Origin of the sequence: Cyanobium sp. Morenito 9A2 (assembly GCF_024345575.1) — a bacterium.
In the GTDB taxonomy this organism is placed as follows: Bacteria; Cyanobacteriota; Cyanobacteriia; order PCC-6307; family Cyanobiaceae; genus ATX-6F1.
This window is the reverse complement of sequence record NZ_JAGQBJ010000005.1, coordinates 54,663-69,005: the sequence shown is the minus strand read 5'-3', so window position 1 is coordinate 69,005 and position 14,343 is coordinate 54,663. Positions and strand designations below refer to the sequence as shown.

Genomic DNA, 14,343 nt, shown 5'->3' with positions numbered 1-14,343 from the left:
ATCTAGAAAGTCAGTAGCAGGCGCCCACCGACGCGCACCTGGCCATTGCCCATCAGCTGGCCCATGTCCAGCAGGCCCGCAGCGTTGCTCACATAAAGATCCACGGCGCTGGTCCTGCTGGCGAGCCAGCGCAGGGCCAGGGTGCCGTTGCTGGCGCTGACCTGGGATGCCACGAGGTTCAGTTCAGGGATCAGCTGAAACCACTTCCCGAGCTGCAGGTTGGCGCTCAGACCCACCCCCCACGGCGAGCTGATCCCACTCCAGCCGACCTTGGGGCTGAGGTTGAGGGCCAGCCAGCGGTTCGCCTCCCAGGTGTTGATCAGCTCGAAGAACGCGTACCCCTGCAAGCTGTCTGGGTCACGGTTGCGACCGACGCTGAGGCGTCCGGCGGTGGAAAACGGTGCCCCGCGCAGTTGGTTGAGCACGATCGCTTTGGCGCCGAAGCGCTCGTTGTAGCCGCCATCGCTGGCGTAGAGGCTGCTCAGGGTTGTGGCGGGCTCGATGGTGTTGAACACGCCACCGCTGTATTGGAACTGGACAGCGTTGGAGAGGGAGTACCCGAAGAAACCGAACAGATTGCCCAGGCTGTCAGCGTTGGCCCAGAGCTGCAGGGTTCCATCCGGCGGCACCTGGGCTGTGTTCACCGTCAGGCCGCCGAGGGTCAGGCTGCGCTGGCGGTCCCCCATCGTGACGCCTGGTGAATCGCTGGCCTCGGGGCTGTAGACGAAGCGGCCCATGAACCCGAGCTTGTTCTGACTCGGGAGGGTCAGCAGGGCCGTGGCCGGAGTGGCGCCCCAGCCATTGGTGAGGGCCCCCTCGAGGCCGAAGCGGGGGTTGATCGCCCAGTTCAAGCCTGCGGTCAGGATCGGGACCCTGCGGAAGTTGAGCTCGCCATCGAAGCTGTTGGTGCCGGGGCCCAGGGGGAGCAACCCCGAGCCAAACAGGCTGAGCTGCGGGGCGAAGCGCCAGCTGACGCCGGCGGCCACGGTCAGGTTGGTGCCGAAGAAGGTGCCCGCGCCCCCCTGGCCATCCCCCTGGGTCGGCGGCAGAAAGGAGGCGCCGGGGGTGAAGGTGACCTGAAGGTTGCGGGTGGCCTGCCAACTGATCGGCAGGGCAAGGGACCCCGCCAGGTTGCGGGTCGACACCGGTCCGGCGGCGCTGTTGAAGATGTTGGGGTTGTCCTGGCAGCCGCTGGAGCCACAGCCGCCGCCGCTGATCACATGGAACTGCTCCAGGGAGCCCGCCAGGCTCAGGGTCCAGTTCCGACCCGCCGCCAACGGCCTCTGCAGGGCGCCTCCAAAGGCTTCCCAGTAATTCGAGGAGGTGCTGAGACGGTTGGGGGGGTGTCCCTTGGCTCTGACCGGGGCATAGAGCGGGTCATCCGCCACCGAATAAAAGACGGAGAACTGCCAGACGTCTGAAACTCCAGCATCGAGGCGGCCGAAATAGGTCTGGTTGCCGGTGCCCCTGGCCTGCCCGCCGCCCCCGAACGGTGCCAACTGGCCCACACTGATCTGCCAGCTCTCCTCAGGCAGTTGGCTGGCGGTGGGCACCGCTGGGCCCAGACGCAGCAGGGGAAGGTAATCGCTCGGGATGATGGGAAGACCGCCCAGCAGGGCCTTCCCATCGGCCTGGCTGGGCGGCGCGGTTCGCGCCGCCGGAGAGATGGGTTTCGCTGCCAGGTCCGGTCCGTCCTCTGCCCAGATCCGAGCCGTGTCCTCCGGGTCTGGATCCCATTCCCAGACCAGAGTTCTGGCTCCTTCGAGCCAAGGTGGGTCAACGGAGGGGCCCGAGTGGCTGGGCCGTGCCGGGGCGGGTGGCTCCAGCTCCCACGCAAGGGGCGCCCTGGTCTCGATCGGCTCAGCTCTGGGCGCTGGACTCTGCAAGCCCAGGGCTGCTGCCAGAACCACCAGCATCCTTGGTGCAGGCTGGGGCAAGGGAGCGTGAGCTGGTGGATCGACTCGTGGAACGATACGCGCAGGATCCGGCCCGGGCCAGGCCCTAGTTTGCTGCGATTGGACACCGCTTCCCTTGACCCTGCGGCTCACCAACACCCTGACCCGGCGCAGCGAGCCGCTGGTGCCCCTGGTGCCGGGCCAGGTTTCGATCTACTGCTGCGGCGTCACCGTCTACGACCTCTGCCACCTGGGCCACGCCCGCAGCTACATCGTCTGGGATGTGCTCAGGCGTTACCTGATCTGGCGCGGCCTGGCGGTCACCTTCGTCCAGAACATCACCGACATCGACGACAAGATCCTCCAGCGCGCCACCGAAGAAGGCAGCTCCATGGAGGCGGTGAGCGAGCGCAACATCAGCGCGTTCCAGGCCGACATGGCGGCCCTTGGCATCCTGCCGCCGGACCGCATGCCCCGAGCCACCCGTTGCCTTGATGGCATCCGGGCTCTGATCGGCGAGCTGGAGGCCAAGGGCGCCGCCTATTCGGCCGATGGTGATGTCTATTTCGCGGTGATGAAGGCGGAGGGCTACGGCAAACTCTCCGGCCGCGACCTGGAGAGCCAGCAGGACAACGCCTCCGGTCGCGTGAGTGGAGCCCAGGAGGCGCGCAAGCACCATCCCTTCGATTTCGCCCTTTGGAAAGGCGCCAAACCAGGCGAGCCCAGCTTTCCCTCCCCCTGGGGCCTTGGGCGGCCCGGCTGGCACATCGAGTGCTCGGCCATGGTGCGCGCGGAACTGGGCGAATCGATCGACATCCACCTGGGCGGCGCCGATCTGATCTTTCCCCACCACGAAAACGAGATCGCCCAGTCGGAGGCGGCCACGGGGAAACCCCTGGCCCAGCTCTGGCTCCACAACGGCATGGTCAACGTGGGCGGCCAGAAGATGAGCAAGTCCCTTGGCAACTTCACCACGATCCGCGCCCTGCTGGCCAGTGGCGTGAGCGCGATGACCTTGCGGCTGTTCGTGCTCCAGGCCCACTACCGCAAACCGCTCGACTTCGGCCCCGTCGCCCTGGAGGCCGCCGCGACGGGCTGGAGGGGCCTGGGCGCCGCCCTGGCTGTGGGCGGCGCAGCCGCCGTCGGTTGGGAAGCCGGTCCTGAGGCAGAGCCCAACTTCGAGCCCAGCCCGGAGCTGGCGCGCCAGCGCGACGCCTTCGTCGCCGCCCTCGATGACGACCTCAACAGCTCCAGCGCCCTGGCGGTGCTGTTCGAGCTGGCCCGGCCGCTGCGATCGCTGGCGAATCGGCTGGAGCGCGGGGAACTGCCCTCGCCCGACGACCGGCGCCTGGAAGACCAATGGCGTTTGCTTGTGGAGCTGGCCGGGGTGCTGGGCCTGAAGGCCGAAGCGAGCGCCACCCCAGCGGCTGAGCCCGTCGGCGGCCCCTCGGAGGCCGAGATCCAGGCCCTGATCGAGCAGCGCCGCACGGCCAAGGGCGCCAAAGACTATGCCAGCGCCGATGGCCTGCGCGACCAGCTGCGCCGCCACGGCATCGAACTGATCGATCGGCCGACGGGCGTGACCGACTGGATTCGGAAGTAGACCTCAGGCCCCTGGGCTACCGAAGGCTTCGGGGCCATGCCGTCTGGCCTGGCTGCATACAATCCAGCCCATGCCCGACCCACATCACAAGGCCCATGGGCGCCGGGGCATCATCCTGGCAGGCGGCACCGGGAGCCGCCTGCATCCGATCACCCAGGCGGTCAGCAAACAGCTGTTGCCCGTCTACGACAAGCCGATGATTTACTACCCGCTCAGCACCTTGATGCTGGCGGGGATCCGGGAGATCCTGATCATCTCCACCCCTGTGGATCTGCCCCGCTTTCGCGATTTGCTTGGCGATGGCTCGGCCTGGGGCCTGGAGCTCAACTATGCCGAGCAACCCAGCCCCGATGGTCTCGCCCAGGCTTTCTTGATCGGTGAAGCCTTCCTCGGCGGCAGGCCCGCCGCCCTGGTGCTCGGCGACAACCTTTTCTACGGCCACGACTTCTCCGGTGGCCTGCAAGCCGCCAGCGCTCGGCAGCAGGGGGCCACGGTGTTTGCCTACCGGGTGGCGGATCCGGAGCGCTATGGCGTCGTGGGCTTCGATGCCGACCTGCGCGTCACCTCCCTCGTCGAGAAGCCGGCCAAGCCCGCCTCCAACTACGCCGTCACCGGCCTGTACTTCTATGACGCCCGCGTGGTGGAGCTGGCCAAACAGGTGATGCCCTCCGCCAGGGGCGAGCTGGAGATCACCGACCTCAACCGCCTCTATCTCGACGCCGCCCAACTGCAGGTGGAGTTATTGGGGCGCGGCATGGCCTGGCTCGATACGGGCACCTGCGATTCCCTCCATGAGGCCGGCAGCTACATCCGCACCCTCGAGAAACGCCAGGGCCTCAAGATCGGCTGCCCCGAGGAGGTGGCCTGGCGCCAGGGCTGGATCGATGGCGAGGCCCTGGCGGCCCTGGCGGTGCCCCTGCGCAAGTCCGGCTACGGGGCTTACCTGGAGAGGCTGCTGATGGAGGAACTGCAGCCTTGAGCTCTCCCTTGCTTCTGATCGGCCGCCAGGGTCAGGTGGCCTCGGCCCTGCGGCGATGCATGATCCAACGGCATGGTCCCGGTCTTCCGCCGCCGCCGCTGGTGGTGGCCGGCCGTCCCGAGCTCGATCTGGCCGCCCCCGTGACCGAGCTGGCCCCCCAACTGGCGGCCCTGCTTGATGGCCATCGGCCCGCCCTGGTGCTCAACGCCGCCGCCTACACCGCCGTCGATCGCGCCGAAACGGAGTCGGAGCTCGCCCACGCCATCAATGCCACTGCCGTGGGCCTGCTGGCCGCCGCCTGCGCCCAGCGCAACCTCCCCCTGCTGCACCTCTCCACCGACTACGTTTTCGCCGGCGGCGGCGAGCGCCCCTGGCAGGAGGACGACCCCACGGGCCCCCTGGGGGTCTACGGCGCCAGCAAGCTGGCCGGCGAGCAGGCCCTGCGGGCTGCCGGCGGCCCGCACCTGCTGCTGCGGGTCAGCTGGGTGTTCGGCCTCGAGGGCGCCAACTTCGTGCGCACGATGTTGCGCCTCGGCGCCGAACGCCCGGCCCTCTCGGTGGTGGCCGACCAGAGCGGCGGCCCCACCAGCGCCGAAGCGATCGCCCGCACCCTGCTGACCCTGGCCGAACCCGCCAGTGTCGGCGTACTCCCCGATGGCCGCCCCTTCCCCTGGGGCACCTACCACTACAGCGGCCAGCCGGCCGTGAGCTGGCACGGCTTCGCAGCCGAGATCTTCAGGCAGGCGCTGGAGCTGGGCCTGCTGACCCGTGCCCCCGAATTGAGCGCCATCCCCACCAGCGCCTACCCCACCCCGGCGGCCCGCCCCGCCAATTCACGCCTCGATGGCTCCCGTTTCCAAAGCACATTTGGGCTTCCCCTGCCCGATTGGCGCGAGGATCTGCGCCAATGTCTGAGCGCCTGGGACGGGGAACCATGAACCCATCCACCACCTCTGCTTCGATGGGCCTGATTCGCGCTGACCTTCAACTGGCGAACACCACCAGACCCGAATTCCAGCCCGTGGCGGTCTCAGCCCTGGCCGACACGGGCGCGGTGCATCTCTGCATCCCCGAGCACCTGGTGATTCAGCGGCAGCTCGAAACGCTGGAGCAGCGAGAGGTCGTCCTGGCCGATGGCCGTTGCCGCAGCGTGCCCTACGTGGGTCCGATCGAGGTGCGCTTCCGCAACCGTCGTTGCTTCACCGGCGCCATGGTGCTGGGTGATGAGGTGCTGCTGGGGGCGATTCCGACGGAGGACATGGATCTGGTACTCAGGCCCCCACTGCAGTCGATCGATCTGAACCCCGCCAGCCCGAACCTTCCCCTCTCCGTCGCCAAGTGACGCGTCACATCCTGATCACCGGCGGCGCCGGCTTCATTGCCGGCAACCTCGTTCATCACTGGGCCGCCGCGCACCCCAACGACAACCTGGTGGTGCTCGATGCACTCACCTACGCTGGCAACCGGGCCACGATCGAACCGCTGATCGCCGCCGGCCAGATCCGTTTCGTGGAGGGCGACATCGGCGACCGGACCCTGGTGGACGTGCTCCTGGCGGAGCACGCCATCACCCACATCGCCCACCTGGCTGCCGAATCCCACGTCGACCGCTCGATCAGCGGCCCCGCGGCGTTCCTCTCCACCAACGTGGGCGGCACCTTCACGCTGCTGGAGGCGTTCCGCACCCATTGGCTCGCCGCCGGCTCGCCCGCGTCCTGGCGCTTCCTGCACGTGAGCACCGATGAGGTCTTCGGCAGTCTGGAGCCCAGTGATCCGCCCTTCAACGAAACCACCGCCTATGCCCCCCGCTCCCCCTACGCTGCCAGCAAGGCCGCCAGCGACCACCTCGCCCGCGCCTGGCAGCACACCTACGGCCTGCCGGTGCTGGTGAGCAACTGCTCCAACAATTACGGTCCCTTCCACTTTCCCGAGAAGCTGATCCCGCTCACCTTGATCAACATTCTCCTGGGCCGGCCTATCCCGGTCTACGGCGATGGCGCCAATGTGCGCGATTGGCTCTTCGTCGAAGACCATTGCCGCGCCCTTGAGCGCATCCTGCTCTCGGGTGAACCTGGCCACACCTATTGCATCGGCGGCAACAACGAGGTGAGCAACCTCGATCTGGTGCACCAGCTCTGCGACCTGGTCGATGAGCTGGCTTCCGATCAGGGTCTCGCCCTGCCGCAGCGGCCCAGCCGCGAGCTGATCCGTTTTGTGACCGATCGACCCGGCCACGATCGCCGTTATGCAATTGACGCCTCCCACATCCGTGAGGCCTTGGGCTGGGAGCCCCGGGTCACGGTGTCGGAAGGCTTGCGCCGCACCGTGGCCTGGTACCTGGCGAACCGCTCCTGGTGGGAGCCGTTGCTGTCTGACGACTACTCCGCCTACCTCGTCGGTCAGTACGCCGGCCAACTCAGCTGATGGTTCTGGCTGCTTTCACACGCTGATTCACTGCCCACCCCGATGGAAATCGTCCCCCAGTCCATTCCCGAGGTGTTGCTGCTCAAGCCCAGGGTGTTCGGCGACGAACGCGGCTTCTTCGTTGAAACAGCCCGTCAGACGGCGCTGGACGCGGCCGGCATCCCGCCGCTGCTGCAGCACAACCAGAGCCGCTCTGGCCGCGGCGTCTTGCGCGGCCTCCATTACCAGTTGGCGCAGACCCAGGGCAAGCTCGTGCGCTGCGCCAGGGGCAGTGTTTTCGATGTGGCCGTCGACGTGCGCCCCGGCTCCCCCAGCTTCGGCCAGTGGGTGGGCGCCGTGCTCGATGACGTGGAGCACCATCAGCTCTGGGTGCCGCCTGGCTTCGCCCACGGCTTTCTGGTGCTCAGTGAGCTGGCGGATTTCTGCTATCTCTGCAGCAACTACTACCACCCTTCCTCGGAGCAAGGCCTCGCCTGGGATGACCCTGATCTGGCGATCGACTGGCCGCCCCTGGAGGCCGGTGCAGCGCTGCAGTGCTCGGCCAGGGATCAAACCAACCCGCGGCTGAAGGATCAACCCGCCGAGCGGCTACCGGGTTGATCACCCTTCCAGGTTGATCGATGGGCCGCCCGCCAGCCCTAATCAAATGCTGCACCCTCCATAGCTTCAGCCTTCGCAGGGCCCATGAGGCACTCCCTGCCAAACCCCACTTCCGCACCGCTGCTGCTGCCTCCTGAGCTGCGGCTCACCCCTGAGCAGTTCGCGGCCGTCGGCCGGACCAACCCAGAGGCAGAACTGGAGCTTGGCTCCGATGGCCAACTGATCACCACGACTCCCACCGGCGGCGAGACCGGCGCGCGTAACCAAGCCCTTGCGCGTTGCTCTGGCAGGCCCTCAGCCCGGAGCAGCGCCGCGGCTTTCCCCCCTCTGCCCGATCTGGTGGTGGAACTCGCCAGCCCCAGCGATGACCTCTCCGCGCTGCGCTGCAAGCTGGAGAGTTACCGCACCAATGGCGCCTCCCTGGGCTTGGGCTGATCCCCGAGCAACGGGCCGCTGAGATTTGGCCTGGCGATCAGTCCGAGCCCCAGCGCCACGGGGCGGCCCTGCAACTGGAGGCCGGTGAACTGTTCCCCAGCCCCCCGGACCTGGCCCTGGTCCAGGGGGCCAGAAGCTCCCCATCAGCAGCCCCACGCACCTCAGTCGGGGCGGTTGTTCAGTCCGAGTCGTCCTGAGTTTTGGCCGCTGGAGTCTGCCCCGCCATCAGCGCTTCGATCCGCCGAATCCGCACCAGCGTGGTCGTCCAGACCTCGCGGCGAAAGCCATCCCCGGCGGGACAGGCCGCCACCAGATCCTCGATCGTCTCGCCGCGCTCGAAGGCCTCCCACAGCTCCCTTTCCAGCTTGGCCCGCTCAATGAAGTTCCAGCGTTTGAGCCAGAGCACGGCCAAGGGGCAAGTAGCCCCAGTGTGACGCGGCACGCGCCAGCGGCGCCGCACCTGGGGCTCCGGTGGGACACTGGGCGCCAACCCCGTGCCGCCGTTCCCGTGAAAGCCATCAGCGTGCTGGGCTCCACCGGGTCGATCGGCACCCAGACCCTTGAGATCGCCGCGGAATTCCCCGGGCGCTTCAAGGTGGTGGCGCTCACGGCCAGCCGCAATCTCGACCTGCTCATCGAGCAGATCATCGAGCACCGCCCCGAGGTGGTGGCCCTGGCCGATGCCGAGTTGGTGGCGGTGCTGCGCCAGCGCCTGCAGGATCTCAACCCTGGCCAGCGCCCCGGGCCGCTGCCCGAGGTGCTTGGGGGCTCCGATGGACTCTGCGCCGCCGCTGCCTGGCCCTCGGCCGATCTGGTGGTCACCGGCATCGTCGGCTGCGCCGGTCTGCTGCCCACCCTGGCGGCGATCCGCGCCGGGAAGGATCTGGCCCTGGCCAACAAGGAGACCCTGATCGCCGCCGGCCCGGTGGTGCTGCCGGAGCTCAAGACGAGCGGCAGCCGGCTGCTGCCGGCCGATTCCGAGCACTCGGCGATCTTCCAGTGCCTCCAGGGCACCCCCTGGGCCGACAGCGCCCGCCTCTCCACGGGGGTGCCCACCCCGGGGCTTCGCCGGATCCAGCTCACCGCCTCCGGCGGCGCCTTCCGCGACTGGCCCGCTGCCGATCTGACCAAGGCCACCGTCGCCGATGCCACCAGCCACCCCAACTGGACCATGGGGCGCAAGATCACCGTGGATTCGGCCACCTTGATGAACAAAGGGCTGGAGGTGATCGAGGCCCATTACCTCTTCGGGCTCGATTTCGATGCGATCGAGATCGTCATTCACCCCCAGAGCATCATCCACTCGATGGTGGAGCTGGCGGATTCCTCGGTGCTGGCGCAGCTGGGCTGGCCCGACATGAAGCTGCCGATCCTCTACTGCCTCAGCTGGCCCGATCGCCTCGCCACCCCCTGGCGCCGCCTCGATCTCACCGAGGTGGGCACGCTCTCGTTTCGTGCCCCCGACCGGGCCAAATACCCCTGCATGGAGCTGGCCTACGCCGCCGGCCGCGCCGGCGGCACGATGCCGGCGGTGCTCAATGCCGCCAACGAGCAGGCGGTGGCCCTTTTCCTCGACGGACGGATCCATTTCCTCGACATCCCGCGGCTGATCGAGCGCATCTGTGAACGCCACGGCGCCGATCTGCGCGCGGACCCCAGCCTCGAGGATGTGCTCGCCGTTGATGGCTGGGCCCGGGCCGCCGTGCGCGAGGCGGCCGCCACCGCCACCGCCCAGCTGCTCATCGCCTGATGGCCTTGCCAGCTGAAGGGGCCAAGGGCCCCATGGGCATCCAGCATCACCTGCTGCTCTGCGCCACCCCCAGCCGCCCGGTCTGCTGTGACCCCGCCGTGGGGGCCGCCAGCTGGGAGAAGCTCAAGGCCCTGGTGCGCGAGCACGACCTCGAGAACCCGAGCCGGATCGGGGGAATCGTGCTGCGCACCAAGGTGGACTGCCTGCGCCACTGCAGCGGCGGCCCGATTCTGCTGGTCTGGCCTGAGGGCATTTGGTACGGCGAAGCGAGCGCAGAACGGCTGGAGCGGATTGTGCGCGAGCACCTGATCGGCGGCCAGGTGATCGAGGACTGGGTGCTGCGTCGCACGCCGTTCGAACCGTTCTCTGCCGCTGAGGCGCCTTAAGCTCAAGCCAAGCCCCGCCGCAGCGCAGCCCGTGAACTTCCAGGGAAGCCTGCAAGAGCTCAAGGAGTTGGTGGCCCTGCTGGGGGAACCGGGCCACTGGCTCCATGAGGGTCCCTTCGAGGAGTTCGTCTTCGACAGTGGCGAGCGACTCAACTGGTGGGCAGGCAGTGGCGAGCTCACGGTGTCGGGGCATCCAGAGAACCGGGCTCTGTTGATCGAGCGACTGGTGGCGGCCGACCCCCGCCTGGAGCCCCCCGGAGTTTGAGCCGGCGACAAGGCTGACTCAACGGGCCCCGTCGGCCAGGTGCTCCAGCCAGCGGGTCGCAAGCTGGTCGCTCCAGCAACCTTCGGGGGCGTGAAAGCCGTTGTGGCCGCCGCCCCGGGTGAGCACCACCTGAAGCGATCCCGCGGGCCGCCCATCCAGGGCTCGCAGCAGATCCTGGGCCGGATCAGGCGGCACCCAAGGGTCGTCCTGGGCGTGCAGCACCAGGGTGGGTGGGAGCCCAACCGCGGTTGAGCCGCCCTCAAGTGCAGCCCTCAGGCGGCCCAGGGGGCTGGCCTCGGCGTAGTAGTGCTCCACCGAGTCGTACCCCCAGCGGGGGGCGGTGATCACCGCGTCGAACTGGCGAATCGTGCGCACCTGCGCCAGGGCCGAGCGCTCCTGTTCCGTCACCCCGTAGGGATCGGCAAGGGTCTGGCGGCGCAGGCTGCGCAGGAGCCAGTTCACGTAGACGCGGTTGCGCGGACGCTCCATGACCCGGGCGCAGGCCAGCAGATCGAGGGGGCTGCTGATTGTCACCAGACCGTCGAGCAACGGCCGATCGGCCGCCAGGCCCTCGGCGCGCAGCGCCGGATCCAGCACGGCGTTGAGCAGCAGGGTGCCGCCCATGGAGATGCCCGCCCCCAGCAGCGGCACCGGCGGCCCCGGGGCAGGGCTCAAATCGGCCGCCAGCCGGCGGGCCCAGGCCAGCACGGGCGCCAGGTCACGGTTGCCCTGGGCGGCATAGGTGCCCCGGGCCAGGGGCCGCCCGCGCCCCGCGCCGCGCAGGTTGAGGCGCAGCACCGCCAGCCCCGCCCGTTGCAGGCCCAGGGCCAGCCGGCCCACCCCCTCCCCCTCGCTGTGGCCCCCGAGACCCGGAGCGAGCAGCACCAGGGCCCGGGGGATGGTGGTGGGGCGGTCCAGCAGGGCGAGCAGTCGGTCGCCGCCGCCGATCGGCACCTCGAAGGGCTCCCCGTGCTCAGGGGGCAAGGTCGTCTGGCGCAGGGTGTCGCGCAGGGTCTGCAGGTCAGCCCCCCACCAGGGGGCCCGGGGCCGGAACGCCCTCAGCCCCAGACTGGCGACGATCCCCTCAGGGGGTCGCTCCCACCGCCTGTTTGCCGACACCCAGCGCCCGCAGCTCCTGGGTCAGAGCTAGCAGAACCTGCTTGGCATCGCCAAACACCATCGAGGTCTGGGGCAACTCGAACAGGGAATTGCGGATCCCGGAGTAGCCCGAGCCCAGGCTGCGCTTGACCACGAACACCGAGCGCGCCTGATCCACCTCCAGCACCGGCATCCCGTAGAGGGGGCTGCTGGGGTCGTTCTTGGCCTGGGGGTTCACCACGTCGTTGGCCCCCAGCACGATCACCACATCCGTGCGCGGGAAATCGGGGTTGATCACCTCCATCTCGATCAGCTGCTCGTAGGGCACGTCCGCCTCCGCCAGCAGCACATTCATGTGGCCGGGCATGCGTCCCGCCACCGGGTGGATCGCGTAGCTCACCTCGATCCCGTGCTGCTCCAGCAACCGGGCGAGTTCCTTGAGCCCGTGCTGGGCCTGGGCCACCGCCAGGCCGTAGCCCGGCACGAACACCACCCGCTCCGCCTGCTCAAGGGTCAGGGCACACTCCTCGGCGCTGCAGGAGGTGACCGAGGTGTAACCCTGGTCCCCGTCGCCGCTGGCCGTGGCGCCGCCGCCGAGGGCACCGCCGAACAGCACCGAGGTGAGCGAGCGATTCATGCCCGTGCACATCACCTGGGTCAGGATCAGCCCGGCCGCCCCAACCATGGCGCCGGCCACGATCAGGAGCTGGCTGCCGACCACGAAGCCCGCCGCCGCCGCCGCCACGCCGGAATAGGAGTTGAGCAGCGAGATCACCACAGGCATATCGGCGCCGCCCACGGGCAGGGTGAGACCGACCCCGAGCAGCAGGGAGAAGACCGTCAGGGCCGGCAGACCAGCCGGCAGACCGTTGAGCACCAGAACGGAACTGGTCAGACAAAGCAGTGCCAGGGTGATGTTGACCCCATGGCGTTGGGGCAGGAGCATCCAGCCGGGGGTCGGCAGCCATCCCTGCAGCTTGCCCATCGCCACGATCGAACCGCTGAAGGTGATCGAGCCGACCAGCACCGACACCAGCACCGACACCACCGCCAGCAGGCCCAGGGGCGTGGGCAGGGCCGAGGCGCCGAGCGCCACCAGCAGCGAGGCCACACCGCCACAGCCGTTGAACAGGGCCACCACCTCCGGCATCGAGGTCATCGGCACCTTGTAGGCCACCACGGCGCCCACGCTGCTGCCCAGCACCAGCCCCAGCAGCATCCACGGCCAGCCGGCCAGGCCCTGGTCGAGCAACAGCCCCACCACTGCCAGGGCCATCGCCGCCGCCGCCAGGCCATTGGCCCAGCGGGCGGTGCGGATCCGCGAGAGGCCCTTGAGCCCTAGGGCCAGCAGCAGCACGGCCCCCAGATCGATCGCGAGGTGGCTCATGAGGCCGGCCCCCGACGGCGGAACATCGCCAGCATCCGATCGGTCACCAGGAAACCTCCCACCACGTTGAACAGAGCAAAGCCAAGGGCCACCGCCCCCACCAGGCGCAGGGCCGGGGTCGGGGCCTGACCGATCAGGGCCAGGGCCGCCAGCAGGGTGATGCCGCTGATCGCGTTGGCCCCCGACATCAGCGGGGTGTGCAGGGTGGGGGGCACCTTGCCGATCAGCTCGAAGCCCAGCAGGCTGCCCAGCAGCAGCACCCAGAGGGCCTCGGAAAGGGAAAACGTTTCGCTCATGCTGTGGCCTCCTGGCGGGCGGGACGTAGATCGGGGCGGCGGCAGGCCCCCCCATGGGTGAGCAGACAGGGGTCGAGCAAGGGATCCTCCGGATCGATGTGGATCGCGCCCTCCTTGAGCACCACCTCCAGTAGGGCGGCCAGGTTGCGGGCGTAGAGCGCGCTGGCGTGCTGAGGCACCGTGGCCGCCAGGTTGCCCGCCCCGATCACGCGCACACCGCCCACCCACGCATCGGCCTCAGCGCGGCTGGCGGCGCAGTTGCCCCCCTGGGCCACCGCCAGGTCCACCACCACCGACCCGGGGCGCATCCCCGCCAGCATCGCCTCGGTGATCAGCAGCGGCGCCGGCCGGCCGGGCACCTGGGCCGTGCAGATCACCACATCGGCGTCCTCGAGCTGCTTGGCGAGGATCTGACGCTGGGCCTCCTGGAACACGGCTCCGGCCTCCCGGGCATAGCCCCCCGCCTCACCAGGAGCCTCCTCCAGCTGGGGTGGCTCGATGAACCGGGCCCCGAGCGATTCCACCTGTTCGCGGGCGGCCGGGCGCACGTCACTCACCCGGACCACCGCTCCGAGCCGCCGGGCCGTGGCCACCGCCTGCAGGCCCGCCACTCCGGCGCCCAGCACCACGACCTTGGCGGGCTGCACCGTGCCGGCCGCCGTCATCAGCATCGGAAAGAAGCGGTCCAGGGCCGCGGCCGCCAGCAGCACGGCCTTGTAGCCGGCGATGTTGGCCTGGGAGGAGAGCACATCCATCGCCTGGGCCCGGCTGATCCGCGGCAGCAGCTCCAGCGCCAGGGACGACACCCGACCAAGCTCCAGCTGATCGATCAGGGCCTGGTTGCGGTAGGGATCCAACAGGCCCAGCACGAGGCTGCCCGCCGGCAGGGCCTCCAGGCCGCCATCCCCCCCCTCGGAGCAGAGCAACGGCGCCTGGACCGCCAGCACCGCATCGGCCTGACGCCAGCGCTCGAGGCTGTCGCTGCTGGCGAACACCTCCGCCCCCGCCTCCTCGAAGGCCGCATCACTGAAGCCCGCTGCTCGCCCGGCCTCGGCTTCGATCCAGACCCGAGCGCCCCGGGCGATCAGGCGCTTCACCGTTTCAGGGGTGGCCGCCACCCGGGTCTCCCCGGAGCGCCGCTCCCGCGGAACCAAAACTGTGGTCAAGGAGGCTTCGCTGATGGGACTGCCTTCAGTGATCGACAATCCCAGCGCCCCGTGCAACG

At 69.1% G+C, this 14,343-nt stretch carries 16 protein-coding genes; 10 read left to right on the top strand and 6 right to left on the bottom strand.

Features of this window, described 5'->3' with window-relative positions; all coding sequences use genetic code 11:
• Positions 1 to 2: 2 nt before the first annotated feature.
• Complete coding sequence (locus tag KBY88_RS08135) at positions 3 to 1,553, bottom strand: hypothetical protein (RefSeq protein ID WP_254939420.1); 1,551 nt, start codon at positions 1,551 to 1,553, stop codon at positions 3 to 5.
• Between the two features lie 478 nt (positions 1,554 to 2,031).
• Between KBY88_RS08135 and cysS the strand changes: the two genes are divergently transcribed.
• The 7 genes from cysS to KBY88_RS08100 all read left to right on the top strand — a co-directional run bounded on the left by cysS (position 2,032) and on the right by KBY88_RS08100 (position 7,936).
• Positions 2,032 to 3,498, top strand: coding sequence for a cysteine--tRNA ligase (cysS, locus tag KBY88_RS08130; RefSeq protein ID WP_254939419.1), 1,467 nt, complete (start codon positions 2,032 to 2,034; stop codon positions 3,496 to 3,498).
• A 70-nt stretch (positions 3,499 to 3,568) separates the two neighbouring features.
• Entirely contained in the window at positions 3,569 to 4,477 is a 909-nt protein-coding gene (gene rfbA, locus KBY88_RS08125) for a glucose-1-phosphate thymidylyltransferase RfbA (protein WP_254939418.1), read from the top strand.
• Positions 4,474 to 5,415 carry a dTDP-4-dehydrorhamnose reductase gene (gene rfbD / locus KBY88_RS08120; protein ID WP_254939417.1) on the top strand — a complete coding sequence of 314 codons (942 nt, stop codon included), beginning with the start codon at positions 4,474 to 4,476 and terminating at the stop codon, positions 5,413 to 5,415. The genes rfbA and rfbD overlap by 4 nt, the downstream gene beginning before the upstream one ends.
• Positions 5,412 to 5,819, top strand: coding sequence for a clan AA aspartic protease (locus tag KBY88_RS08115; protein ID WP_254939416.1), 408 nt, complete (start codon positions 5,412 to 5,414; stop codon positions 5,817 to 5,819). Before rfbD ends, KBY88_RS08115 begins: the two co-directional genes overlap by 4 nt.
• Positions 5,816 to 6,901 carry a dTDP-glucose 4,6-dehydratase gene (gene rfbB, locus KBY88_RS08110; protein WP_254939415.1) on the top strand — a complete coding sequence of 362 codons (1,086 nt, stop codon included), beginning with the start codon at positions 5,816 to 5,818 and terminating at the stop codon, positions 6,899 to 6,901. The genes KBY88_RS08115 and rfbB overlap by 4 nt, the downstream gene beginning before the upstream one ends.
• A gap of 42 nt (positions 6,902 to 6,943) precedes the next feature.
• Positions 6,944 to 7,501, top strand: a complete 558-nt coding sequence (gene rfbC, locus KBY88_RS08105) for a dTDP-4-dehydrorhamnose 3,5-epimerase (protein ID WP_254939414.1) — start codon at positions 6,944 to 6,946, stop codon at positions 7,499 to 7,501.
• A gap of 84 nt (positions 7,502 to 7,585) precedes the next feature.
• Positions 7,586 to 7,936, top strand: a complete 351-nt coding sequence (locus tag KBY88_RS08100) for a Uma2 family endonuclease (RefSeq protein WP_254939413.1) — start codon at positions 7,586 to 7,588, stop codon at positions 7,934 to 7,936.
• Between the two features lie 178 nt (positions 7,937 to 8,114).
• On the opposite strand, the gene KBY88_RS08095 is transcribed toward KBY88_RS08100, so the two are convergent.
• Positions 8,115 to 8,342, bottom strand: a complete 228-nt coding sequence (locus KBY88_RS08095; RefSeq protein WP_254939543.1) for a hypothetical protein — start codon at positions 8,340 to 8,342, stop codon at positions 8,115 to 8,117.
• A 102-nt stretch (positions 8,343 to 8,444) separates the two neighbouring features.
• Between KBY88_RS08095 and KBY88_RS08090 the strand changes: the two genes are divergently transcribed.
• Genes KBY88_RS08090 through KBY88_RS08080 form a run of 3 tightly spaced genes read left to right on the top strand, consistent with a single transcriptional unit; the run spans position 8,445 to position 10,337 of the window.
• Positions 8,445 to 9,686 carry a 1-deoxy-D-xylulose-5-phosphate reductoisomerase gene (locus KBY88_RS08090; RefSeq protein ID WP_254939412.1) on the top strand — a complete coding sequence of 414 codons (1,242 nt, stop codon included), beginning with the start codon at positions 8,445 to 8,447 and terminating at the stop codon, positions 9,684 to 9,686.
• Positions 9,686 to 10,072, top strand: coding sequence for a (2Fe-2S) ferredoxin domain-containing protein (locus KBY88_RS08085; protein WP_254939411.1), 387 nt, complete (start codon positions 9,686 to 9,688; stop codon positions 10,070 to 10,072). Before KBY88_RS08090 ends, KBY88_RS08085 begins: the two co-directional genes overlap by 1 nt.
• A 31-nt stretch (positions 10,073 to 10,103) precedes the next feature.
• Complete coding sequence (locus KBY88_RS08080) at positions 10,104 to 10,337, top strand: hypothetical protein (protein WP_254939410.1); 234 nt, start codon at positions 10,104 to 10,106, stop codon at positions 10,335 to 10,337.
• An 18-nt stretch (positions 10,338 to 10,355) separates the two neighbouring features.
• Here KBY88_RS08080 and KBY88_RS08075 read toward each other — a convergent pair whose 3' ends face one another.
• The 4 genes from KBY88_RS08075 to KBY88_RS08060 are packed head-to-tail and all read right to left on the bottom strand — an operon-like array spanning position 10,356 to position 14,284.
• The gene (locus KBY88_RS08075; protein WP_254939409.1) at positions 10,356 to 11,456 is read right to left on the bottom strand and encodes a YheT family hydrolase; all 1,101 of its coding nucleotides are present in this window, start codon (positions 11,454 to 11,456) and stop codon (positions 10,356 to 10,358) included.
• Complete coding sequence (locus KBY88_RS08070; RefSeq protein WP_254939408.1) at positions 11,422 to 12,822, bottom strand: NAD(P)(+) transhydrogenase (Re/Si-specific) subunit beta; 1,401 nt, start codon at positions 12,820 to 12,822, stop codon at positions 11,422 to 11,424. Before KBY88_RS08070 ends, KBY88_RS08075 begins: the two co-directional genes overlap by 35 nt.
• Positions 12,819 to 13,118: an NAD(P) transhydrogenase subunit alpha part 2 gene (locus KBY88_RS08065; RefSeq protein ID WP_254939407.1), complete on the bottom strand. Its 300-nt coding sequence runs from the start codon at positions 13,116 to 13,118 to the stop codon at positions 12,819 to 12,821. Before KBY88_RS08065 ends, KBY88_RS08070 begins: the two co-directional genes overlap by 4 nt.
• A complete protein-coding gene (locus KBY88_RS08060; RefSeq protein ID WP_254939406.1) occupies positions 13,115 to 14,284 on the bottom strand; it encodes an NAD(P) transhydrogenase subunit alpha in 1,170 nt (389 codons plus the stop codon). Before KBY88_RS08060 ends, KBY88_RS08065 begins: the two co-directional genes overlap by 4 nt.
• Between the last annotated feature and the right edge of the window lie 59 nt (positions 14,285 to 14,343).

What these genes read in the sequence shown, in the direction of transcription:
- rfbA (WP_254939418.1), top strand. Translation starts at nt 3,569, where the DNA reads ATGCCCGACCCACATCACAAGGCCCATGGGCGCCGGGGCATCATCCTG.
- KBY88_RS08115 (WP_254939416.1), top strand. Translation starts at nt 5,412, where the DNA reads ATGAACCCATCCACCACCTCTGCTTCGATGGGCCTGATTCGCGCTGAC.
- rfbC (WP_254939414.1), top strand. Translation starts at nt 6,944, where the DNA reads ATGGAAATCGTCCCCCAGTCCATTCCCGAGGTGTTGCTGCTCAAGCCC.
- KBY88_RS08100 (WP_254939413.1), top strand. Translation starts at nt 7,586, where the DNA reads ATGAGGCACTCCCTGCCAAACCCCACTTCCGCACCGCTGCTGCTGCCT.
- KBY88_RS08085 (WP_254939411.1), top strand. Translation starts at nt 9,686, where the DNA reads ATGGCCTTGCCAGCTGAAGGGGCCAAGGGCCCCATGGGCATCCAGCAT.
- KBY88_RS08070 (WP_254939408.1), bottom strand. Translation starts at nt 12,822, where the DNA reads ATGAGCCACCTCGCGATCGATCTGGGGGCCGTGCTGCTGCTGGCCCTA.
- KBY88_RS08065 (WP_254939407.1), bottom strand. Translation starts at nt 13,118, where the DNA reads ATGAGCGAAACGTTTTCCCTTTCCGAGGCCCTCTGGGTGCTGCTGCTG.